At 42.4% G+C, this 23,657-nt stretch carries 23 protein-coding genes and 1 pseudogene; 6 read left to right on the forward strand and 18 right to left on the reverse strand.

Going from position 1 to position 23,657, the window contains the following annotated elements; translation table 11 throughout:
* Window positions 1-21: 21 nt before the first annotated feature.
* The 3 genes from KH400_RS18805 to KH400_RS18815 all read right to left on the reverse strand — a co-directional run bounded on the left by KH400_RS18805 (window position 22) and on the right by KH400_RS18815 (window position 1,114).
* Complete coding sequence (locus tag KH400_RS18805) at window positions 22-246, reverse strand: DUF2198 family protein (protein WP_217227346.1); 225 nt, start codon at window positions 244-246, stop codon at window positions 22-24.
* 175 nt (window positions 247-421) lie between these two features.
* On the reverse strand, window positions 422-562 hold the full coding sequence (locus KH400_RS18810) for a hypothetical protein (RefSeq protein WP_217227348.1): 141 nt from the start codon (window positions 560-562) through the stop codon (window positions 422-424).
* Window positions 563-577: 15 nt separating this feature from the next.
* Window positions 578-1,114 carry a nitroreductase family protein gene (locus KH400_RS18815; RefSeq protein ID WP_246589853.1) on the reverse strand — a complete coding sequence of 179 codons (537 nt, stop codon included), beginning with the start codon at window positions 1,112-1,114 and terminating at the stop codon, window positions 578-580.
* A gap of 493 nt (window positions 1,115-1,607) precedes the next feature.
* Here KH400_RS18815 and KH400_RS18820 point away from each other — a divergent pair, with 493 nt between their 5' ends.
* Window positions 1,608-2,663, forward strand: a complete 1,056-nt coding sequence (locus KH400_RS18820; RefSeq protein ID WP_217227352.1) for a hypothetical protein — start codon at window positions 1,608-1,610, stop codon at window positions 2,661-2,663.
* 12 nt (window positions 2,664-2,675) lie between these two features.
* Here KH400_RS18820 and KH400_RS18825 read toward each other — a convergent pair whose 3' ends face one another.
* The 6 genes from KH400_RS18825 to KH400_RS18850 all read right to left on the reverse strand — a co-directional run bounded on the left by KH400_RS18825 (window position 2,676) and on the right by KH400_RS18850 (window position 9,388).
* A complete protein-coding gene (locus KH400_RS18825) occupies window positions 2,676-3,785 on the reverse strand; it encodes a GerAB/ArcD/ProY family transporter (RefSeq protein ID WP_217227355.1) in 1,110 nt (369 codons plus the stop codon).
* A gap of 111 nt (window positions 3,786-3,896) precedes the next feature.
* Window positions 3,897-4,220, reverse strand: a complete 324-nt coding sequence (gene nirD / locus KH400_RS18830; RefSeq protein ID WP_246589856.1) for a nitrite reductase small subunit NirD — start codon at window positions 4,218-4,220, stop codon at window positions 3,897-3,899.
* A gap of 17 nt (window positions 4,221-4,237) precedes the next feature.
* Window positions 4,238-6,664 (reverse strand): nitrite reductase large subunit NirB, encoded by a 2,427-nt coding sequence (nirB, locus tag KH400_RS18835; protein ID WP_312889275.1) that lies wholly within the window; start codon window positions 6,662-6,664, stop codon window positions 4,238-4,240.
* A 28-nt stretch (window positions 6,665-6,692) separates the two neighbouring features.
* Window positions 6,693-7,523, reverse strand: coding sequence for a formate/nitrite transporter family protein (locus tag KH400_RS18840; protein WP_217227358.1), 831 nt, complete (start codon window positions 7,521-7,523; stop codon window positions 6,693-6,695).
* A gap of 766 nt (window positions 7,524-8,289) precedes the next feature.
* Window positions 8,290-8,847 (reverse strand): HPP family protein, encoded by a 558-nt coding sequence (locus tag KH400_RS18845; protein ID WP_217227359.1) that lies wholly within the window; start codon window positions 8,845-8,847, stop codon window positions 8,290-8,292.
* A gap of 376 nt (window positions 8,848-9,223) precedes the next feature.
* Complete coding sequence (locus KH400_RS18850) at window positions 9,224-9,388, reverse strand: hypothetical protein (protein ID WP_217227360.1); 165 nt, start codon at window positions 9,386-9,388, stop codon at window positions 9,224-9,226.
* A gap of 285 nt (window positions 9,389-9,673) precedes the next feature.
* Between KH400_RS18850 and KH400_RS18855 the strand changes: the two genes are divergently transcribed.
* On the forward strand, window positions 9,674-10,285 hold the full coding sequence (locus tag KH400_RS18855; RefSeq protein ID WP_217227361.1) for a class I SAM-dependent methyltransferase: 612 nt from the start codon (window positions 9,674-9,676) through the stop codon (window positions 10,283-10,285).
* Between the two features lie 80 nt (window positions 10,286-10,365).
* Here KH400_RS18855 and KH400_RS18860 read toward each other — a convergent pair whose 3' ends face one another.
* Together KH400_RS18860 and KH400_RS18865 are read right to left on the reverse strand one after the other, a co-directional pair.
* Window positions 10,366-10,782: a universal stress protein gene (locus KH400_RS18860; RefSeq protein ID WP_312889270.1), complete on the reverse strand. Its 417-nt coding sequence runs from the start codon at window positions 10,780-10,782 to the stop codon at window positions 10,366-10,368.
* 169 nt (window positions 10,783-10,951) lie between these two features.
* Window positions 10,952-12,409 carry a SulP family inorganic anion transporter gene (locus KH400_RS18865; protein ID WP_217227362.1) on the reverse strand — a complete coding sequence of 486 codons (1,458 nt, stop codon included), beginning with the start codon at window positions 12,407-12,409 and terminating at the stop codon, window positions 10,952-10,954.
* Between the two features lie 431 nt (window positions 12,410-12,840).
* On the opposite strand from KH400_RS18865, the gene KH400_RS18870 reads away from it, so the two are divergent.
* The gene (locus KH400_RS18870) at window positions 12,841-13,278 is read left to right on the forward strand and encodes a CBS domain-containing protein (protein WP_217227363.1); all 438 of its coding nucleotides are present in this window, start codon (window positions 12,841-12,843) and stop codon (window positions 13,276-13,278) included.
* Between the two features lie 182 nt (window positions 13,279-13,460).
* On the opposite strand, the gene fdhD is transcribed toward KH400_RS18870, so the two are convergent.
* The 6 genes from fdhD to KH400_RS18895 form a co-directional block, all read right to left on the reverse strand.
* On the reverse strand, window positions 13,461-14,255 hold the full coding sequence (gene fdhD, locus KH400_RS18875) for a formate dehydrogenase accessory sulfurtransferase FdhD (RefSeq protein WP_217227364.1): 795 nt from the start codon (window positions 14,253-14,255) through the stop codon (window positions 13,461-13,463).
* 70 nt (window positions 14,256-14,325) lie between these two features.
* Window positions 14,326-14,460, reverse strand: a complete 135-nt coding sequence (locus KH400_RS25370) for a hypothetical protein (RefSeq protein ID WP_281418750.1) — start codon at window positions 14,458-14,460, stop codon at window positions 14,326-14,328.
* 12 nt (window positions 14,461-14,472) lie between these two features.
* Entirely contained in the window at window positions 14,473-14,712 is a 240-nt protein-coding gene (locus tag KH400_RS18880) for a heavy-metal-associated domain-containing protein (protein WP_217227365.1), read from the reverse strand.
* A gap of 33 nt (window positions 14,713-14,745) precedes the next feature.
* On the reverse strand, window positions 14,746-15,237 hold the full coding sequence (locus KH400_RS18885; RefSeq protein WP_217227366.1) for a helical membrane plugin domain-containing protein: 492 nt from the start codon (window positions 15,235-15,237) through the stop codon (window positions 14,746-14,748).
* Complete coding sequence (gene fdhF / locus KH400_RS18890) at window positions 15,212-18,202, reverse strand: formate dehydrogenase subunit alpha (protein ID WP_217227367.1); 2,991 nt, start codon at window positions 18,200-18,202, stop codon at window positions 15,212-15,214. Before fdhF ends, KH400_RS18885 begins: the two co-directional genes overlap by 26 nt.
* A 91-nt stretch (window positions 18,203-18,293) precedes the next feature.
* Window positions 18,294-19,550 carry an L-lactate MFS transporter gene (locus KH400_RS18895; RefSeq protein WP_217227368.1) on the reverse strand — a complete coding sequence of 419 codons (1,257 nt, stop codon included), beginning with the start codon at window positions 19,548-19,550 and terminating at the stop codon, window positions 18,294-18,296.
* A gap of 185 nt (window positions 19,551-19,735) precedes the next feature.
* Between KH400_RS18895 and KH400_RS18900 the strand changes: the two genes are divergently transcribed.
* The 3 genes and pseudogenes from KH400_RS18900 to KH400_RS18910 form a co-directional block, all read left to right on the forward strand.
* Window positions 19,736-21,184, forward strand: coding sequence for a SulP family inorganic anion transporter (locus tag KH400_RS18900; RefSeq protein WP_217227370.1), 1,449 nt, complete (start codon window positions 19,736-19,738; stop codon window positions 21,182-21,184).
* A gap of 12 nt (window positions 21,185-21,196) precedes the next feature.
* Window positions 21,197-21,610 (forward strand): universal stress protein, encoded by a 414-nt coding sequence (locus tag KH400_RS18905; protein ID WP_217227372.1) that lies wholly within the window; start codon window positions 21,197-21,199, stop codon window positions 21,608-21,610.
* An 81-nt stretch (window positions 21,611-21,691) separates the two neighbouring features.
* Window positions 21,692-22,108, forward strand: a pseudogene (locus tag KH400_RS18910) (universal stress protein); the annotation flags it as partial.
* A gap of 209 nt (window positions 22,109-22,317) precedes the next feature.
* Here the strand turns inward: KH400_RS18910 and KH400_RS18915 are convergent.
* Window positions 22,318-23,514: a PDZ domain-containing protein gene (locus KH400_RS18915; protein WP_217227376.1), complete on the reverse strand. Its 1,197-nt coding sequence runs from the start codon at window positions 23,512-23,514 to the stop codon at window positions 22,318-22,320.
* Between the last annotated feature and the right edge of the window lie 143 nt (window positions 23,515-23,657).

A 23,657-nucleotide genomic window follows, 5' to 3' on the forward strand; every position in this document is an offset into this window, starting at 1 on the left:
GAGGGTGTTCATGACGCCTCCTTACATCCCCGGCTTCTTTTTTAACAGCTTCCGTGCAGCAAACCAGCCACCCACAAGCGAAATGATGCTAATGATGATAACGATGATGCTTTTTTGATAAAGATCAAACGCAAATAACATCACCATTGCAGTTACAATCAGCGCCCCATAGACACTGAACGTGACTCGTGTTACCGCAACCATTAGTAAAAAAGGAAGCAAGAGTGCTAACAAAAGATCTATCATTCTAACTGCCAGTCTCCTTCCTGTCTAACTGACATACTCCGATAAGCTAGTTTTTTCTTTAGTGTAGCAGAATGCAAGAAAAGTTTCGACATTCTTGCCTGCTTTTTAAAAAGGGGGCAAGACACCCTTGTGATCGTTTTCTGAACGCAGGAGAAACAGACACAACCCATGTATGTTAATCTTGGTCATCACTCTCTTCTTCTAGACACGAAAAGCAGTAGAGGCGTTTGTCATCAGCAACAGCCCCGGCTAAAAACCCATTTTCACAAAAAACGGTTTTCCCACAGTTAACACAAGACCCGACGGCCTCCTTCATACGACCACTCCTCTATTAATTCGTTGAAAAGGTTTCGTAGTGAATGATCTCATCCCACTCATGCGGCTGTTTTGCACTTGGAGGTTCGGCCTCATAACCGATTCCTAAAATCGCAAGCACACGCCGGTCATCAGGAATTGATAGTGCTTTTCTGACATACGTCTCACGTTCATTTGATTCTACGTCATCGGTCGTATTTAAGACGGCACCAAAGGCACAACCGAGCCCAGCATTAACTGCCGCTAACCAAAGGTGTCCGCTAGCAATCGAGGCATCTTGAAGCCAATACTTACTAACATCCGGCCGCCCAGTAATGACAATTCCAAGCTTCGCATCCTCTAACCACGGCATAAATGGCGTTGTTTTTGCAAGATGAGTTAATTTGCTTTGCTCCTGAACGACGATAAATTCTCGTGAGCGTAAATGATTGCCTGTTGGAACCAGTAAGCCGACTTGGAGGATCTCATCGATCGTTTGTTTTGGAATTCGCTTGTCAAGGAATTGAGTAACTTCACGTCTCGAGTTAATGACTTCTTTAAAATCCATCATCATTCCCCATTTCATTTTAGTTATAAACTAGTAATCTCCCACTTCCATTCAACCAAATATTACCATAGATGACAAGGTGCTACCCGTGGTTAGTTGAACCGCTCATAGGTGCCTGGCACCCAGCATGTGGTGCCAGGCACCAGTTAGAGTTAAAAGAAAGAACGAACCTCCAGATAGCGAGACCCCAAACAGCCAAGCTGTTTGGGGCGACGATAGTCGACGTAGTGGAACAATGGATGAGTGCGGGGCAAACCTGGTCTCGGCTTGCATAAGCACACATCCATTGCTTCCACGGCAAGGGTCGAGCGACTCCGCCACTCTCACCTTATGTGGTGCCTCACCTTATAGGTGCCAGGCACCACATTTTTGGCACCACATTTTTTTCAGTTTAACTGTCACGTTTAAAGGTAATAACCGTCTATTGTATAAGAAGAAGAAAGACGGAAACTGTAAAAGGACTAAATGTTATCGTTAATCGGAAAGGAGTATGACACGAATGAAAAAGTTAATCACAATCCTAGCAAGCCTCATCGTTCTCATCGTGATTGGACTTGTTACCATGACTTTTGTTGGATCAACGGATGGAGATGAAGACAACTTCGAACCAGAACCAACCCCAGAAGAACAAGAGCCAGAAACAGATGAACCTACAGCATTTGATGAACCAACTGCAATTGAGGTCATGCAACGATACAAGCAAACCTTTGAAGGCTTGTTAGATGATGCGGACTCCAGTGGTTTACTTGCAAGTTTTGATTCTCGCGAAGAGGTTATCTCTTATTTCAGTGAAGTGATGTCTCTTGAACTAGCTGAACAGTTAGCCGATTCGTATATTCGCGAAGACGATAGCGACTTGTACATTGTCGCAACCGAAAGCCCGATTTGGCTCGACCCTGAAGAGGAATTTACAATTGAGCAAGTCAACGATGGTCATTATCGAATCATTCAAGAACACCAAAGCGAACTCATTGGCCATGTTGAAATGGCGTTTCATGCGAGATGGGAGAATAACAGCTGGAAAGTCTATGACATTGAATCAACCGAATTAAGCGAACCGCTCACAGTCGAAGAAACGGCAGAGGTCGTCGTTGATACAATCGCAGCCCGCGACTTTGAAACATTAGCCAACCATGTTGACCTTGATAAAGGGCTGTTGTTCTCACCTTATGTTTATGTCAATGAAGATGCCCTAGTATTCGAACAAGAAAATATCGCTACCTTGGGAAGTGATGACACTCTCTATCTGTGGGGATATTTTGATGGCAGTGGGGAGCCGATTGAAATGACGGCAAGCCAATATGTGGATGATATCCTTTATGAACGGGACTTTCAACAAGCTGACGATATTCTCATTGATGAAGAGCACCAGCGCGGTAACATGATCAACAATATTAAAGAAGTTTATCCACAAGCATCAGTTGTTGAATACCATCTCGAAGGCTCAGAGGAATACGCTGGCATGGATTGGGCTAGCTTAAATATTGTTTTAGAACAAGACCAAAACGGCATATGGAAAGTCGTTGCCCTCGTAAATGACAAGTGGACGATATAAGAAATAGGGGTGTCAGGCACCACGGTTATGGTGCCTGGCACCCCTATACGTGATGAATGCAAATATAAAGGCTAGACTGACAGCTACAACACCTACGATGCCACTCCATTCCCCTAACTGAAACGTATCTTCAACGGTTACAGGCAAAAAGGTTACAATATATGTTATAAAAATAACTGCAGGCGTAAGCCACCTTGATCTTTTTCTTTTGAAATAGTAGCTACGCAAAAGATAAAGTGTCATCCAAAGGTTCATCGCCATGGAAGTAAACACACTTATGACCCATATTGTTAAAAATAGTGACTCGGTCCGCTCAAAGAATTGGCCAGGAATTTCAATTTCCTTAACTAATCCTATCGCCGGAAAAACGAGTGTTTTTGTGGATTCAAACCCTAAGGTAGATTGAACGAAGATCACAAAAAAAGCTTGAATCAAGACGACAACTGCCAATGCAATATTGATTGGAGTCGCTTTAATAGTCGATGCCTTCATTTTCCCCATAAAGAAAAAAATCAACAAAAACCCAATCAAGGTATAAAAACTTGGCATAATCCCTAGTAAAATCGGGGTGAATCCCTCTCTCATAATCGGAAGGTTTACATCTAAATCGCCTAGCCCCACACTTGAAAACAGGACGACCGTTAACACAACTAAGATAATCGGGGTAAATAATAAGTTAAGGTGGACAATCCCTTGCAATCCCTTCGTTTCAGCGTAAGTAATCATAAGTAATAAAACAGCTACAATCACTTCTGTTGGCGTTTTGTATAATAAAAACATCTGTATGGCAACAGCAAAAATACGGCCTTGAAAAGCCATAACAAGAATAAAATAGATAATAAAGGCAGCTCCGACGAAGGTTACACCGATCTTTGCGGTTATGCCACTTTCAATGTATTGAAATAAACTTTTGCCCGGGAACGATTTTTGCAATCGACTATAAATCGATACCAGTCCCATCGAGATTACCCCTGTTACAATGAGTGACATCCACCCATCAGGAGTCTCGAGCGCATTAGCTAAGCTTGACGGCTGAAATAAAATCCCGACACCAAAAATAAGTGAAATGACGGAAATCGTCATTTCGAAAGCGGTGATTTCATATTGGTCTTGAGTCCTCATTCAATACTCTCCTACCATTTTAAGGATCATACTACCTAATGTTCCCAATATCACCACTTTTAAATACAAAGGTGCCAGGCACCATTACATGGTGCCTGGCACCCTACCCTCTTACTTCACGATATACACGGTACCATTCTCCACTTCAACGTCATAGCGTTTCACGCAGCCTTCATCGGGTGCTTGCACCATTCCATCTGTCACATCAATTTTCCAGTCGTGGAGCGGGCAAAAGACGTGATCACCACTGACGATCCCCTCAGACAATGGCCCCTGCTTATGTGGACAACTATTCTGCACGGCATGCACGCGATCATCGTTTAGGCGGAACAGCGCGATCTTCTCATCCTGAAGTTCTACCCGCTTACCGACCCCAACCGCTAAATCTTCTACCTTTGCAACCTCTATTCTTTTTGCACTTCCGACTTTACCCAAGCTCATCATCCCCCTTTTTATACTTCAACCGATTTCTTTTCAAACAATTCCTTTTTCTTCTCTTCACTATCCACAATCTCTTTCCACGGGTCTTTCCCTGTGGATAACGCGACCTCCATCCGTTCGATTAACGCTTTACGCCCTTGTTCATCTTCCAAAATCACTTTCTTCATATGATCTAAGCCGACGCGTTCAATGAAATGTGACGTACGCTCAAGGTAACGAGCATTCTCTCTGTAGTACTGCATAAAGGCACTGATCGTATCAATGATCTCTTCCTTCGTTTCAACTTTAACGAACAGGTCACCACCGCGGAGGTCGACCCCACCATTACCGCCGACATAAAGCTCCCAGCCACCGTCAACACCGACAACACCGAAGTCTTTGATGCCTGATTCCGCACAATTTCGCGGACAAGCGGATACAGCCATTTTTACTTTATGAGGGGTGTTAATGTATTCAAATTTTTTCTCAAGCTCAATCCCTAAACCGATTGAATCTTGTGTGCCAAAGCGACAGAACTGTTCACCAACACATGTTTTCACCGTACGTAACGCTTTTGCATAGGCAGAACCTGATCTCATTCCAAGATCTTCCCATACATTCGGCAAATCTTCCTTCTCAACACCGAACAAGTCAATACGCTGACCACCGGTGACTTTTAAAAGTGGGACCTCATATTTTTCGGCAACATCAGCAATCTTACGTAATTGATCTGCGTTTGTGACCCCGCCATACATTCTCGGTACAACGGTAAACGTACCATTATGGTTGATGTTGGCATGCAGACGTTCATTCACAAATCGTGACGTGTGATCATCTTCATTGTTAATTGGATCCACCATTTTCAAGTAATAGTTAATCGCCGGCCGACATTTCGAGCAGCCTTCATCTGATTCCCAACCAAGGACATTCATCACTTCGCGTCGGTGCGATAGACCGAGCTCACGAATTTGCTCAACCACTTCTTCATGAGAGTGATCGGTACAGCCACACATTGGCTCTTTCGCATTTGCTACTTCTGCCCCTGTTGTCAGCTCTAGTAGATCAGCGACTAATGGTTTACAGCCGCCACATGAACGCGAGGCATTTGTGCACTGCTTCACTTCTTCAACCGTCGATAAGCCTTGATCGGTAATCGCTGAACAAATCGCACCTTTAGAGACACCATTACATCCACAGATGATTTCACTATCAGCCATCGCAACGACTGGACTTTCTTTTGAACCACCCTCCGCTTCTGATGGAAGGATCGCCACTTTATCCATCTCTGAAACGTCTTGACCATCTCTCATCATTTGTAACAGTCGCGGTGAATCAGACGTATCACCGAAGAGAATCGCCCCGACCACTTTGTCACCTTCCACAACAACCTTTTTATAAACACCTTCAAACTCATCATGAACACGGATCGCTTTCGTGTTTTCGCCGTCGACAAACTTACCAGCTGAGAACACATCCACACCTGAAACTTTTAACTGTGTATAGACGACAGAGCCTTGATAACCTGGAACTGTTGATGGTTCTTCTGCGCAGATGTGCTCCGCTAACACTTTTCCTTGTTCATAGAGTGGTGCAACAAGGCCGTACGCGATCCCACGGTGTTCGGCACATTCACCAACGGCATAGACGTTTTTCGCACTCGTTTGCATATAATCATCAACGAGAATCGCACGTTCTGCTTTTAGCCCACTCTTTTTAGCTAGATCAATGTTCGGCTTAATCCCAACCGCCATCACGACAAGATCGGCATCAATACTCGTGCCGTCTTTGAAACGAAGACCCTCGACTCGTTTATTACCGACAATGCTGTCTGTATTCTTTTCTAATAAAAAATTCATTCCTTGTGACTCAAGCTCTTGACGAAGCATCTTACCAGATTGCGCATCAAGCTGACGTTCCATTAAATAGTCAGAGATATGAATGACATCAACCTCCATATTTAAGTTCAAGAGGCCACGCGCAGCTTCAAGTCCGAGTAACCCCCCACCGATCACAGCTGCCTTTTTGTATGATTTTGCTGCCTCAATCATCGTTTCCGTATCTTTAATGTTCCGGAAGGCGATCACACCTTCTTTGTCTGCCCCTGGTAGTGGCAGCATAAATGGATTTGAACCTGTCGCAAAGATCAACTTATCATACGGACGCTTAATCCCATTCTCGCTATAAACAACCTGCTTTTTCGTATCGACTTTGACAACTGGATCACCGGTATGTAATTCAATTTGATTTTCTGCATACCAAACGTAATCATTTAAAACGATATCATCGACGCTCGTATCCCCTTGCAACACTTTCGATAACATAATTCGGTTGTAATTCGGATACGGTTCCTCACCAAACACGGTAATTTCAAAACGATCTTTATCTATTTTCATAATCTCTTCAAGCGTTCGAATGCCAGCCATTCCATTCCCGATAAGTACTAGTTTCTCTCTCATGATTAAATCCTCTCCCTTTTAAAAATTAACCTTATTTAGCAGAAGCATTGATTTGCGAAACGACAACATCTTTTTTTGCTTGTTCTTGCTCACGTTTTTGTGGTTGAATCAGCCAATATACCCCCCCTACAAAAAGTCCACCTCCAACAATATTTCCGAGCGTGACCGGAATTAAGTTATGAAAGAATCCTGCAATCGTAATCGTCTCTGGCCCTGGGTGCACAAGGGCTAACCCAAGTACAGTCATGTTGGCAATGCTATGCTCGTAACCTGAAGCAATAAAGGCAAATAACATCCAAAAGATTAAAATCAATTTAGCGGCATCATTTTTTGTCCTCAACCCGGTCCAAATCGCGAGACAAACGAGCCAGTTACATAAAATTCCACGAATGAATAACTCTAGCGTTCCGGCACTCATTTTCGTTTCAGCCGTTGTCATTAACAAATGACTGCCACCAATGCCTGAAAAAATCCCAGACCCGAAAATAAGTAAAACTAAAGCCGCTGCCCCGATCAAATTTCCGAGGTAACACCAGAACCAATTGACGATTGTATCTCGCCAGGTTGTCACCCCCGAGAGCGTACTCACGGTATAAACCATGTTATTACCAGTAAAAAGCTCCGCCCCCGCAAAAATGACGAGGATAAGTGCAACCGCAAAGGATACGCCCATCAAAAGCGATGTGATTGGTGATGAGATGTCAGCAAGCGGTGCTCCCACTGAAAAAATCAACACAATCCCTAGCCCGACATAAGCTCCCGCCAAACAAGCGGCAAGAACGTACTTAAAAATACTAGCCTCAAGTAACTTCTTCTTTGTTAGAGCCATCTTGTTGAGTGCTTCCAGCGTTTCTGTAAACATGTAACCCACCCTTATAAATGATTTGATTGTTCTCATTTGGTTTCTCTATGTTGTTTAATGCGTTAATTTCTCTATCACGATTCTTATCTTAAAGCAGAAAACTGAATATTTCTTCTTTTGTGTCATCTTTTCTAACATGGTTTTTCAGTCACAATAAAAGCCCACAAAAACAACAATTCAAAGCAGTTGTTCCTGCGGGCTTGTATTTTGTGGTCATCAGGGGCAAACCTATAGTTACTGAAGTCGATTGTTGGGTCACCTTCATCCTGTTTAGTCTCTATTCCAACAAAAAAATAACACCACAGCCATTAGTCCATAGCCATGATGTTTATTGGTTTATATCTTTAAAATTCCTACCAATATCTAATTTCTCCTTAACTTCATCATGAGAAATAGCTTTTCCAGCGTTTAATTCTTGAATACATTTATCAATTTTTGATCTTACATAAAGCTCCCTCATAATGTCCTCAAGAGTCACATTTTCCGGTAAACCCAATTAATTTTATTACTAATGAATAATGGTATTTCCACTAGCAAGCCCCCAAACGGTGCTAACCGTTTGCGGCGGCGTTAGCCGACATAGTGGAGACAATGACGAGAACGTCGAAAGCCTGCTTTTTGGCTTTCGTAAGCGATCAGAATTGACTACACGCTCAGGATCAAGCGGATAAAATCATTCCCCATATTCGAGATAGGAAGATTCTTTTACAAAAGAAAAAGCCAGCACCGAAATGCTGACTTCACTTTATTCATATATCTATTACCCCTAGATCCACTGCTTCGGATATTGCCGATCTTTAAAAAAGTTATTATAAACCACTGAAATCGCAATTAACACAAGCGCACAAATCATCGTCGTCACTAAAAAGCCCCAACCAACCTCAGTATTAATCGCAACAATCGCACTTGCAGCCGCAGGCGGATGCAACACTTTAGCAAAAATCATTAAAAATAACACAAGAGCAAGCGTAATCCCAATCGTAATATGCGTCCGACCAAACAAATCCCAAACCGCAAGCGCCGTCAACGTTGACAACAAATGCCCACCAAAAATATGACGCGGCTGCGAAAACGGTCCAGCATACGCAACAAACACAAGTAACGCACTCGCCCCCATCGGACCAAGCACCATCGGATAACCCAACGGAATTGCAATAAAACTTAACACAATGATCGCAATCAAACCACCTGTCGTTGCAATAATGTTATCCGTTAACGCAATCCTCGACTCACTCTTTTGATTGCCACGCATTTTTTCAAAATAAGAGCTGTCTAATGTATGTACCGGCTGACTATCGTCTTTATTAAAACTTTTACCTAACATTAACTCCGCTCCCCTTACATTTCTATTTTCAACAACTTTGTAACAATTTCTTCCACAAAATCTATTGTAAGTGAAATTGGTCACACTTAAAAGAGTTTTTTGACAATTAGATGAACTTTTTTAAACTAAACCGATTATTCTTGGTGGTTTTTAATAAAATCCTCTAAAAAAGAAAAAAAGAGGTGGAACAAAAGATAAAAACCAACCTTTTGTCCCAGCATCCGAATAAGTTATTTTCCTTTAAATCGTTTCTGACACTCTCTAAAGGGCCCTCTTCCCTAAAACGTTACGGTTCACCACCGCAAAAAAACTCAGTTCGCTCTTGAACTAAGCTTTCTCTATCATATTCTCTGTTCATCACGGAAGAGGCTCGGGTCTAATCTTTCTTCACCGCTTCCCTAACTCTTGCCCGCTCAATAATCAATGTAATTTCAGTAAAGTACTTTTTCGCTTCATCATAAGACCCTGAGCGGTTGATCCGAACCTTCAACTCACGAACCTTTTCTAACTCAGAATCATTCAAGTATTGTAACTTACTCAAGCGAATACTCCCTTTCCATTTTAAATTAAACATAGGGACTGATCCGACTGGCCTACTGGAGTAAACCGCTCCTAGAGGCTTACAACCTGTAGCGGCTTTGCTCATTGCTATAAGTCTGTTCAAAAAAAGGAAGAACCCCCCTTTTTGAACATTCTCTTTTACTATACCATAGCAAATTTTCCTATACCAATCGTTTACTTACCATCAATATCAATTATAATAGAGATAATGGCAAATGTGCCTTATGATATCAAAAACTAACCTACATAAAAGCGGTGATAACAATTGTTAAAAGATACTGGTGAACGTATTATTCCAAAAGAAATGAAACCGACAAATGGAATGTTACTTGAACACCTAGCCCGCTATTACTTTTCCACACCGTATGCGAACGGAAGGGTCTTAGATATCGCTTCTGGTACAGGCTACGGAAGTGTCATGATCGCCAAAACACGCAATACTGAAGTGGATGAAGTGATTGGCGTTGAACTTGACCCAGACACACTTGACTATGCGAAAAAGAACTACTACCACCCACGCGTGCACTTTAAACAAGGGAATGCGCTCGATCCTGATCTCCCTGAAAAGATCGGAACATTTGATACGATTTTAAGCTTCGAAACGATTGAGCACGTCAGCGATGACCAGCTATTTGTCAAAAACATGTACCAGTTGTTAAATAAAGGCGGAACACTCGTCCTCTCGACACCATTTGGAAGAGGACGAGGCGTCCCAAGCTCCGAGCCTTATCATTATCATCAGTTAACCGAAGACGAATTTAAAGAGTTATTTACAGACTTTAGCGAGGTCGAATTTTATTACCAACGTTACGTCACCTTTGAGCCTCCTAGACCTGGCGTTCGCTACCCAATCGGTGTCGCTGTTTGTAAGAAGTAATGATCTACCGGCACGACTCTCATGAGCATATAAAAGGATTGTCCTCATCTAATGATTGAAGACAATCCTTGTTAGAAATCTTATTTCACAATCATCACAGGTGCTTGTACACGCTTAGCAACCTTGTGGCTTACGCTTCCAAGTACCATACTTTGGAGCTTATTTAACCCACGGCTACCGATGATGACATACTCAAAATCATGCTCGTTTGCAAAGTCAACGATCGTTGGCCCTGGCTCTCCTTGAAGCATTTTTAGCTCAACCTCAATACCTGCTTGTTTTACGGTATCTTCAACCTCTTGAAGCTTCTCTTTACGCTTTTTCTCGATGATCAGTTTATCGGTGTTATGCAATACATCCGCTTTAGACGTTGCCCCATCAATCGCATAAACGATGGTGATTTTTGCATCCCCACTCAATTTCGCTAGTTCAACCGCTTTTTGCGCTGCTCGAATCGAGTGCTCTGAGCCATCTGCAGCTAATAGTAAGTTTTTCACAACGATTCCCCCTCTCGAATCCTACATTCCCATTATAGAGCATTTTTTGCAATGGCTCCACTCGCTGCGTTCATTGCTTCAAGTCAATTCAAACAGGGAGCTCCTTTTTTGAACTGACTATAATAAAAAATTGACACGTTGTATGTGACAACGTGTCAATTTTTAAACATTAGTGACCAGAGGCTGTTGTGCCTCCCATTTCATCCATTAACTTCGAACTTTCATTATTTAAACCAATCATCGTTACTTTCGTGTCATTTTGATCATACTTCATTTTAATCTTGTCAATCGCACCAACAGCTGAGTCATCCCATAAGTGCGCTTCTGATAAGTCGATTTCAACTTCTTTAACATCGTCTTTAAAATCAAATGAAGCCATAAAGTCAGTCACTGATGCGAAGAAAATCTGTCCGCGAACGCGGTAAACCTTTTTCGTTCCACCTTCAGCCATCATTGTTGTCACATGAACCTTCGAGATCTTCGCTGCAAAGAAGATGGCACTTAAGACAACCCCAGCTAAAACCCCTTTAGATAAGTCATGTGTCACAACGACTGTACCGACAGTAACGACCATAACTGCCGCATCGGTACGTGGTACTTTGTGCAGTGTACGTAATGAATTCCAGTCAAATGTACCGATCGAAACCATAATCATGACTCCGGCAAGTGCGGCCATTGGAATCTGCACAACAAGCCCACCGAGAACGACAATTAAGAACATCAAGAAGACACCAGCAACAAGCGCAGAAAGTCGTCCTCTACCGCCAGATTTGACGTTGATCACAGATTGTCCGATCATCGCACAACCTGCCATACCACCAAAGAAACCCGTTACGATATTAGCAATCCCTTGACCACGACTTTCTTTGTTTTTATCACTGTCTGTGTCCGTCATATCATCAACAATTGACGCTGTTAATAACGACTCAAGGATACCAACAATCGCTAGTGCCAATGAATAAGGGAAAATAATCATTAGAGTCTCAAGGTTTAGCGGGATATTCGGTAACGCAAACACCGGTAATGTTTGAGTTAATTCTCCCATATCACCAACGGTACGCACGCCAACATTAGCGATAACCGCTATTGCTGTAACGACAACAATCGCTACTAGCGCAGATGGTACCGCTGTTGTGAACCGAGGTAAAATGTAAATAATTGCTAATGTCAGCGCTACTAACGAGTACATGATCCACGTCTCACCAACAAAATGTTGTAATTGCGACGTAAAAATAAGAATCGCGAGCGCATTAACAAACCCTACCATCACCGATCGAGGAACAAACTTCATAAAACGCGCAAGTTTACATACCCCGAAAATGATTTGCAAAATACCTGTCAAAATCGTCGCAGCCAATAAATACTCCAAGCCATGTTCAGCAACTAACGTAATCATTAATAATGCCATTGCACCTGTTGCCGCAGAAATCATCCCTGGGCGACCACCGACAAAGGCGATCACAACCGCTATACAGAACGATGCATATAATCCTACCATCGGGTCTACACCGGCAATGATAGAGAATGCGATTGCTTCAGGAATAAGTGCTAGCGCAACAACCATGCCGGCAAGAATGTCTCCCTTCACGTTGCCAAACCATTCTTGCTTAATTGCTTCTAAATTCAAGACAGCACCTCTTTCTATTCAATTTTTTAAGAGATGTTCAAAAAGTTTGGTGAAAACATCGTCAAACTACTCGGGTCTGTTTATCCACCTTCTTGAACAATCACTTTTAGTAAATTAGTGACTTTCGACTCTCACGAAAGTCAGGGTCCGTTTTCAACAAAGTGAACTATATCACAGGATACAGGTTTTGAAAAATGCGATGTAAGCGTACGTCATTATGGTTTTTCTTTGATTTTCTCTTTTTTTCTCCTACATATTGTTCTTTTCACAAAAAGTTCATAATGATAAATTCAGAAAATTCAGTTTACATTATGTGAAAGGGATGGTTATGTAGGAAATTACCACTATTCTAGAACAACTTAGCTTTTTAATCACATACATGTTTTCATGTCGTTTAACACATACTAGCTTTTGTAAAGGAGGTATGCCAAATGGCACAAACTTTAAATGAAATTATGTCTAAAAATGTTGTTTCTGTTTCACCGCAACAATCGGTGCAAGAAGCAGCGGCTTTAATGAGCCAATATAACATTGGTTCCATTCCTGTTGTTGAAAACGGTCAATTACGTGGGATCATCACTGACCGTGACATCACGCTCCGTTCAACAGCACAAGGGAGTGCAGCAAACACACCTGTATCTCAGTGCATGACTGCAGGCGTAACAGCAGGTTCTCCGACAATGGATGTTCATCAAGCAGCACAAATGATGGCACAAAACCAAGTACGTCGTCTTCCTGTTGTTGACAACAACGGTGTTGTCGGTATGGTTGCACTTGGTGACCTAGCTGTCCAAAACATTTATCAAAATGAAGCAGAACAAGCACTTTCCAACATTTCAACACCATCTAGACCTGATCAACTTTCTTAATAACAAAAAGTGATTTATTCCTTTTGTCATGTTAAAAAGACACCCAAAGAAGTTGATTAGGTAAACCTGTTATAGACCTCACTATCAGTCCTATGATGAGAAACTACTCATCATAGGACTTTTAAAATTGTAACGATTAAAGCCCCTTCCATGCCTTTTTTTGATTTGCTTGCCTTTATTACTCACACAACAATTCGTTCCGGATGTGTGTAAATATTCATTCTCGTTCCACGAATAAAGCCAACAGTTGTCATATTTAACTCCTCAGCCATTTCAAGAGCAAGGTTTGTTGGTGCTGATTTTGATAACACGATACCAATACCAATCTTTGCTGCTTTTAGTAAAACCTCAGATGAGATTCTCCCACTAAAAACTAAAATTTTATCCCTGACTGATATTTTATTCATTAAACAATAGCCGTAGAGCTTATCAAGGGCATTATGACGACCAATATCACTTCTCATCACTAATAAGGTAGATGAATTGCAAATGGCCGCGCTATGAACGCCACCCGTTTCCTTGAAAACATCACTATGTTGTTGCAAACTTTCCATTAACTGAAAACAACTTTCAGCAGAAACGGTGATCGTAGAAAGAGACGTTTTCGCCGTTCGTACATCATGATGAAAGTAAAAAGATTGTCGGCTATTCCCACAACAGGAACCAATAAATCGTTTTGAATGTAAGTGTAAGCTCACATCTGGCTTATGATTCAACGTAACATACGCCATCCCACGTCCCTCATCAATGGACAGTGATTTCACATCTTTATCGTACATACGAATAATCCCTTCCGAGGCTAAAAAGCCAACAACCATCTCTTCCAACTCTTTTGGGGTACAAACGACCGTTGCAAACTCTTCACCATGGATTTGAATCGTTAATGGATATTCAGTGACAACCTTCTCAGATTTCGAAATAAATGTTCCCCGGTCATATGTATATACAGGTCGTTTAATTATAATTGGTTTATCCATTGTTTCGCCCCTTACAATAAAAAACCAAACTTAGAAGAACCTTTCGTTCCCCCAAGTTTGATTTAAAGGATTAGCTTTCAGATAATTCATTGAAATACGACGTTAGCTCGCCAGTACAGTTTTCGCAAACATCAAGCAGATCATGCTCTAACTTCTCTTCCATTGCCTCATCGGTTCGACCACAAACTTCGCAAATTCGTCGCAATAGGACCCCCTCCTAGAATTCATCTTGTTTGATATCACCTTCTGGATTTTCAAGCTGGTATCCACAATCAGCTATAGCTTGCTGAAAATCAATGAACGAAGCCGCCTTTGCGTCAAAGGACACAATCGCTTCACGTTTATCAACGTTGATGTCAACACCTCGAATGCCCCATACATCTCGAAGTACTTGCTTAACCTTCTCCGCGTCTTCTTGGCTTGCCAAATTAACGATTGAAATTTTCCGCGTTTCCAATCTACCCCTCCTTTTCAAGTCAGTGCCTACATTTTATTGAGCTGTTTTTTTGTTAAACTCTTGGCCCATTCCCTGTAAGAATCCGAGTAGTGTTGTCATTGAAGCATTAACATCTGGATCTCGCATTTGTTTTACCATACCCCATAGACCGATAGGCTCCTGTCTACCAGTACGGTCTGCCGTCTTGTCTAGCCCTTGAGATACACCGTTTAGCATCTGCTCAAGTTGATCCGGATCCATTCGTCCTAAAAATTGAAACGCGCTCGTTCCATTCCGAATCACGCGATGCATCGTCGGTTGATTCATTTGCTCGACAGCCAAGGCACCAACCTTATCTCGCGTCCGTAGTAACCCTTTTACCATATCGAGAATGCCTGCTTCATGAAGTTCCTCGATAATTTCCATGAAGGTCATTAAAGATTCATGGTTGTCTGCTGTCATATCAACAAGCTTCTTAATCGCCTCTGCACGTTCTTCTACTTCAGATGGTGTCTGTTTTTCAATTTGCGTGATCTGTTTTGCCATAGTCGCCCCCCTCACTTTCAATCAGTTCAGATATCGGAGTGTAATCATCGCGGTCCCATTTTTCTTCTACCTTTACCCCAAGCTGTGGTTGACGATTACCGAACCGGTAATTTTGCCGCGGTAATGGCGAATCTCCTTCTACCTCAAGAACCTCCATCTTCACACTCATTTCTTTGTACGCCGGCGTGTGCGTAATCTTATCGTGATAGCTACTTGTCAATGCATTCACAGCTGATAACTCTTCCCGTGAATTCATTGGTAAGTATAATTCTTTGCCTTTGACCCGATCCGTTACTAATACACGAATTTCCACTTCGCCATAAGGTGACGTTAAGCGAACTAAGGCGCCTGTATCGATCTCACGCTCTTTCGCAAGTTCAGGTGATATTTCTAGCCATGGCCCCGGCACTTTATGAGTGATTGCCTCTGATTGATACGTCATATTTCCTTCATGGAAGTGCTCCAATAATCGGCCATTGTTAAGGTGAAGGTCATATTCGTCTCCAGGAACAAATGGTTGACGCCACTGAACCGGGAATAGCTTTGCTTTACCGTCGTTAAATGCAAACTTATCTTCATATAAAAGTGGTGTGCTTGTTCCATCTTTCTTCACTGGCCATAATTGACTCTCCCAATTTTCTAGTCGATCATAACTAACACCAGCAAAGATACTTGTAATGCTTGCCACCTCGTCCATGACTTCCTTCGGGCTAGCATAGTTCCAATTCGCCCCTAGACGGTTAGCTACTAGTTGGAAGATTTCCCAATCCGGCTTACTGTCACCAAGCAGCTCTAACACTTGATAGAAGCGCTGGATGCGTCGCTCCGTATTTGTAAATGTCCCTTCTTTTTCTAAACTTGGTGCCGCTGGTAAGATCACATCGGCAAACTCGCATGTCTTCGAGAAAAAGATATCTTGGACAACGAAGAAATCGAGCTTTTCAAATGCAGCATGAACATGATTAATGTTTGCGTCAACGAGGCCCATATCTTCACCGAACAAATACATCCCTTTTACCTTTCCATCATGAATCGCTTCAACAATTTGGTGATTGTTTAAGCCTGGCTTTTTCGGTAAAGTCGTGCCCCACGCTTGCTCGTATTTCCCTCTTACTTCATCATTTTCAACTGGTTCATACCCTGGAAGCCATGCTGGCATCGTTCCAAAATCACACGCACCTTGAACATTGTTATGTCCACGTAATGGGTATGCGCCCGTTCCCGGCTTACCGTAGTTTCCTGTTACTAATAGTAAGTTAGAAATGGCTGTACTTGTTTCTGTTCCACCAATATGCTGGGTCACACCCATTGCCCAGCCAATACACATTGTGTCAGCTTCATGAATCATCGTGGCAAGTTCAATGAGCCGATCCTTACTTAACCCAGTTTCTTGCTCCGCATAATCAAGTGTGTATTCCTCAAGTGATTCAACGAATTCGTCATAGCCATTTACCCGGTCATTAATAAAATCTGTATCGGCCCAGCCTTGATCAATAATATATTTCGTAACAGCTTGAATCCAAATAATATCGGTGGATGGCTGTGGATGTAAGAACAGATCAGCCATCTCTGCTAGTTCATGTCTACGTAAATCCGCAACAATTAATTTTTGGCCGCGTAATTTATGAGCACGTTTAATACGAGTAGAAAGAACTGGATGTGATTCAGCTGGATTTGCACCAATGATAAACACTAAATCAGCACTCGATAGATCATCAATGGTGCCAGAGTCGCCACCAATACCAACTGTGCGCATTAACCCCGCTGATGCCGGTGATTGACAGTAACGCGAGCAGTTATCAACATTATTGGTTTGCATCACTTGTCTAGATAGTTTTTGAAACAAATAATTTTCCTCATTTGAACATTTTGAGGAGGAGATGAACCCTAGTGAGTCAGGACCATACGTATCTTTTGTTTCCTGCAGTTTTGAAGCCACAAGTGTTAGTGCTTCATCCCACGTCGCTTCAACAAACGTATCTCCTTTTCGAATTAACGGCTTCGTTAGGCGTTCTTCACTATTGACAAAATCCCAGCCCCATTTTCCTTTGACACACGTAGAGATCCCGTTAACAGGAGCATCTGGCTGTGGTTGGATTTTTAAAATGTCACGATCTTTCGTCCAAACTTCAAAGCTACAGCCAACACCGCAATATGTGCAAACCGTTTTAGTTTTATCAATTCGGTCTTCACGCATTGTTGCTTCAACATTAGAAATGGTGAATATTTCTTTATAGCCAGGTTCAACTTCTTTTGTTAGGTCGATCATCGGTTCAAGCACGTCTTTTGGCATCCCGGTCATATACCCTGCTTCCCCTAGCATTGATTTTTCCATTAAGGCATTACAAGGACAAACAGATACACAATGACCGCAAGAAACACAAGACGACTCATTTATCGGTACATCATCATCCCAAATCACCCGTGGTTGTTCACGTTTCCAATCAATACTTAACACTTCACTCACTTGTAAGTCTTGGCAGGCCTCAACACAAAGCCCACATAGAATACATTGATCTGGTTCATAACGATACATCGGATGTGAATTATCTGCTGGGTACGGCTTCGGTTTAAATTCATATTTTTGGTGTTCGATCTCCAAATACTCCGCCGTATTATGTACAACACAGTTCCCATTGTTATTATCACAAACCGTACAATACAGCTCGTGATTTTTTAAAATTCGTTGCATCCCTTCTCTTTGTGCCTCTTTCGCACGGTCAGATAATGTAAGAATCGTCATCCCTGGTTCAGCTTCTGTAGAACAGGAACGCTGGAGTTCGCCATTCACCTCAACAAAGCACGTATCACACGTTTGTATCGTACCAAACCCAAGATCAGGCTGTGAGGAACAAATACCTGGAACATAGAGGTCTCCTTGCTTTGCCACTTCAAAAATGGATTGCCCCGGTTTTGCTTGGTGCTCTTTTCCATTAATATGGATTGAAAAACGTTGCTCGTTCATCTTATCACCTGCCATCTCTACTTTATTTTTCTATTATCAAGTTTTTCCCTTTTGTTTCATTTCATACCACAAAGTTAGAACGGAACCCGCTCTAACTTTGGTTTGCCAATTTTAATTTTTCTTGTCGGATCCCATTAATATCTCTCTTGGTTAGATAAGCCGCACCTAATGCCGTCGCCAATAGCACAGCAAAAATATAAAATGCAGAATCATAATTGCCCATCGTTTCTCGAATCGTAGAAACAATTGTTGGTCCAACGACACCGGCAACCGCCCATGACGTCAATAAATATCCATGAATCGCACCTAATTGCTTCGTTCCAAACATATCACCGATAAATGCCGGTAGCGAAGCAAACCCGCCACCATACATCGATACAATCAGGTACATTAAAATTTGAAAGATGATCGCATTCGTCACCATTGGTAAAATTAAAAAGGCAACAACCTGAACAATAAAGAATAATAGGTAAACATTTTCACGTCCGATGTAATCAGAAAATGATGCCCACGCAATACGGCCCCCACCGTTGAAAAGCCCCATCACACCAACTACTGTCGCTGCAGCCATCGTCGACATTCCAACCGTTTCTTGGGCCATAGGCGATGCGACAGCAATCAACATAATCCCTGCAGAAATATTGATAAACATCATCCACCATAACAGCCAAAATCGTTTGGTCTTAATCGCTTCGTTAGCTGTCAGCTGTGAGAGGTCCTCTTTTTTGACCAATTTCCCTTCATCTGTTTGCTCTTTTTGAGAGGCAGGCATCCAGTCTTCTGGTGGTCTCGCAATATAAGATGCACCTAAAGCCATTAAGATAAAATAAACGCCTCCAAGTAGATAGAAGGTCATGGTTAACCCCATCATTTCAATTAATGACGCAGCAACAGGACTGGCAATTAATGAACCTGCACCAAAACCAAATACGGCCATTCCCGTTGCTAACCCACGACGGTCCGGAAACCACTTAACGAGCGTTGATACAGGTGCAATATAACCGATTCCAAGACCAAAACCACCGATGACCCCGTACGTTAAGTAGAATCCATATAAAGAGCCAGCACTTATTGAAAGACCTGTTCCAATTAACCCTCCACTAAACAAAACAGCTGCGACAAACGCAGACACACGTGGCCCTCGTTTTTCAACAAACCTTCCAAAAAAAGCAGCCGATGTCCCGAGGAAAAAGATCGCTATCGTAAAGGCTACGGTCACATTAGCCCCTGTCCACCCCAATTCTTCCACCATTGGTGTTTGAAAGACACTATAGGCATACACCGACCCAATCGATAAATGTATAAAAATCGCAGATAGAGCTATTAACCACCGGTTTTTTTGTTTCATTGATCTTCTCCTTTCAAATGTATTCTCGTAAATAGTAGTAACCATATTTTATAAAAGCTGGTCATGTAAAATATCCCAGTAATAGCCTTTGCTCTTCTAACCTAACTTGGAGAAATTTCATGCCATAAAAATTCGAATACGTTCAGAAAATAGAAAAACAACTACGTAATTCAAGGGTGATCAATATGAATACAGTTAAAACAGAATGGTTCGGTAATATAAAAGGTGATATTCTAGCTGGGATTGTTGTCGCCCTCGCCTTAATCCCAGAAGCGATCGCCTTCTCAATTATTGCTGGAGTCGATCCAATGGTCGGCTTATATAGCTCCTTTTTAATCCCTATCGTCATCGCTTTTGTTGGTGGCAGACCCGGGATGATCTCTGCTGCCACTGGCGCAATGGCACTATTAATGATCGACCTTGTCGCGCAACACGGTCTAGAATATTTGCTGGCAGCAACTATCTTAACAGGAGTTTTACAAATTGTTTTCGGTATTTTAAAACTAGCACGCTTTATGAAATTTATCCCCCGTTCCGTCATGGTCGGGTTCGTTAACGCATTAGCGATTTTGATTTTCACATCACAAATCCCACATTTAACCGGTCAAGGTGGGGTTGTATTAGTGCTTGCTGCTGTAACGCTAGCGATCATTTACCTATTTCCATATATTACAAATGCAATTCCTTCAACACTTGTTGCCATCATCGCGGTGACAGCATTTACAATGTTTTCTGGTTTGAACGTATTTACGGTCGGTGATATGGGTTCGTTAACACAAACGTTACCGGTCTTTTTGCTACCACAAGTACCATTTACCTATGAAACGATGGCGATTATTTTCCCATATGCACTCGCGTTAACGGTTGTCGGTATACTTGAATCGTTACTTACAGCGGCGATTGTTGATGATATGACGGATACAGGTTCAAACAAAAATAGGGAAAGCCGCGGGCAAGGGATTGCCAATATCGTTGCCGGGTGCTTTGGCGGGATGGCCGGCTGTGCGATGATTGGACAATCTGTCATTAATGTCAAATCAGGCGGCCGCGGTCGATTGTCTACTCTCATTGCCGGTGTCGTGCTGATTCTACTCATCATCCTCCTTGGCCATATTGTCGTCCAAATTCCAATGGCCGCTTTAGCAGGTGTGATGGTAATGGTCTCGATTAGTACGTTTGATTGGAATTCGTTAAAAACATTATTTATCGTACCTGCTACTGACGCGATTGTTATGGTTGTCACTGTCGTTGTCGTTGTCGTGACACATGACCTTTCAAAAGGGGTACTTGCCGGAATTCTCTTAAGTGCCGTCTTCTTCGTTTCAAAAATTTCAAAAGTGGGTATAGAAAGTAAACTCGATGACAAAAAAGGAAAGAGAACTTATTTTATCAAAGGACAATTATTTTTTGCTTCGGTTACAGAATCAATCGAGGGCTTTGATTTTAAAGAAGACTTGAATGAAGTCGAACTAAATTTAACATACGCCCATATTTGGGATGACTCTGCCGTTGCAGCGATGGAAAAGATTATAGGAAAGTTTGAGGAAAATGGAACTGAGGTTACGATTACAGGCCTGAATGAAGCGAGTACACTTCTCGTCGAAAAACTTCGCCACAAACTAGGTAGTCATTAAAGGGGGAGGCAGATGTTTAACAAAATTTTACTGGCCACAGATGGCTCCGATCACGCCATTCGTGCAACCGACAAAGCCATCGAAGTCGCCAAATCAAATCGAAATGCGACCATCTATATCGTTTATGTCGTCGAAAACTCAAAATCGGAAGTGCTCGACAACTGGAATACACTTGGCGCTCAAGAAAAGCGTAAAGAAAAAATTAAAACGACAGAAGATAAAATTAAGGAAGCAGACATCGATTATCGCGTTGAATTTTTACAAGGTGAGCCGGGGCCAACGATTGTCAAACATGCCAACGACAATGATTTCGACCTCGTTCTCTTAGGTAGCCGTGGCCTCAATCGCCTCCAGGAATTAGTGCTCGGTAGCGTTAGTCATAAAGTGGCCAAACGTGCCAACTGCGCTGTGATGATTATTAAATAAAAGTTGGAAGGGCATAGTATTGTTAATCGCGAATAAAATAATAGAAAGAAAAGCCTTACATCATGCCTGGAGGTGTATACCATGTTCAAAAATCTTTTATTAGCGACAGACGGCTCCACATATGCTGTGAATGCTGCCACTAAAGCGATTGAAATTGCGACATTAAACCGTGAGGCAACGATCGATATTGTCTATGTTGTTGATCATGCAAAAGCAAAATCAGATGTATTAGAACATTGGAACGCCATCGATGCCTGGCAAGGTCGTCAGAAAAAAGTAACTGCAACTGAAAAACTAATGGAAAAAGCAGGTGTTCGTTACCGCACACATTTTCTCCATGGCACCCCTGGACCAACACTCGTCAAGCATGCAAATGAAGGTAATTATGACCTGATGATTGTCGGCAGTCGTGGTAAGAACAAACTGCAGCAACTTGTGCTTGGCAGCGTGAGCCATAAAGTCGCTAAACGCGTCAATTGTCCGGTGATGATTATCAAAGGTAAATATGTTAGTAACATTAAAAATGTAAGCGCTAACAAAGGTGTTGTTACGATCAACGCCTTACGTGACCGTTCGTCATAATCTATGTGTATGAGGCTAAAGTTAGGTGAAGGCAGTACGATTTCGGCACAACTGTCCACTTTTTACTCTTTATCATATATCAGAAAAAAATCAGCCATGAACCTTCATGACTGATTTCGTTTTTCCTATACAACTGAATCTTGCAGTGGGTAATCCTCCTTGACAAACAGCACGCCAATTTGGTGATGGCCTCCCTCATAGAGAGCCGCTTGTGCATAGCGAATTTCACCGGCATGATCTTTCACTTCTAACTTACAAAAGGCTGAATTTTTTTGGAGGCCTTCATAAAACTCAAGATCGGTTTTGACAGGGATTCCATTCACTTTCGTAATCACTTCGCCGACCTTCAGCTTCATTTTTTCCGCAGTCGTCCCTGGAATCACACCGAGAATAACAATCCCTTGCTCACGCTCCGAGAACATACTCGTCTTCTCATCGGCACGAATGCGATGGAACACCCACAAGGCTTCACGCCCACAAATCGCAGCAACAACAAGCAACGGTACGAATACAGGCACATACATCGCCACAGCGGCAAACGCACAGATGACAAGCCCGAGCGCAAACACACGCTTACCAACAAAGTTCATCATCTCTTGTGGTAATGTAGCACTCACCCACTGTTGAAAACCAACCAAAAACGGAACAAACATCAAGCTAACTGTCGACTCAGCCCCACCAATCGGAATCATCGGCCACCAAGAAAGGAACGGAATCGCCCCACCAGGGACAAGCAATAAACAAGGAACGAGCCACAACCGCTTCGCATCATGAGCCCCGATATACCTTCCTCTTCTGCTGAGGACAAGGCGTGGTGATGTTTGCTTGGCACCATATTTCCATATCAGTACCCCTTCGGCAAGTAACAGGACACCAAGAAGAATACCGACGTGAATGAGCGAAACCTCTTCAAGCGCGATAACCCATTGACTTATTGTTGCCTGATCCGTATGGATGAACGGTAAGAGCATTAAAATGATTAATGACGTTCCAATGGTATATGCCGGCGATAACCAGCGAACTTGACATGTTAAACTAATCCCAATATGAATAAGAGCAACAAGAACAATCCATTCAAACGGAACGACAAGCCCTAACGCCAATGTAACAGCCGATAGCACTAAACCGACAAGTACTCCTGGCAATAATGGTTGTATGATATCATCAACGACATCATAGACACGCGTATGGAAGTCATACCGCTCACGCTTCACCCGGCGATACCCAATTAAAAACATGATCACAACACTTATGTATACGAGTGGATGGATCAAAAACTGTCCAACCCCGATTAGCAAATCAACTGCTATTGTACTTACCATTTGCTCCCCCTCAACTTCCTGAAAACTACTGTATCAAATCGAAAATGTACTTTTAGAGCCTTTTCAAAAGCGGTGTTTCCTCCGTTTGAAGAGACTTTCTAAGATTTTCACCACTCAATTATACCTTATATCAAGGATCGAGC

The sequence above is a fragment of the Desertibacillus haloalkaliphilus genome, from assembly GCF_019039105.1.
Lineage (GTDB): Bacteria > Bacillota > Bacilli > Bacillales > KJ1-10-99 > Desertibacillus > Desertibacillus haloalkaliphilus.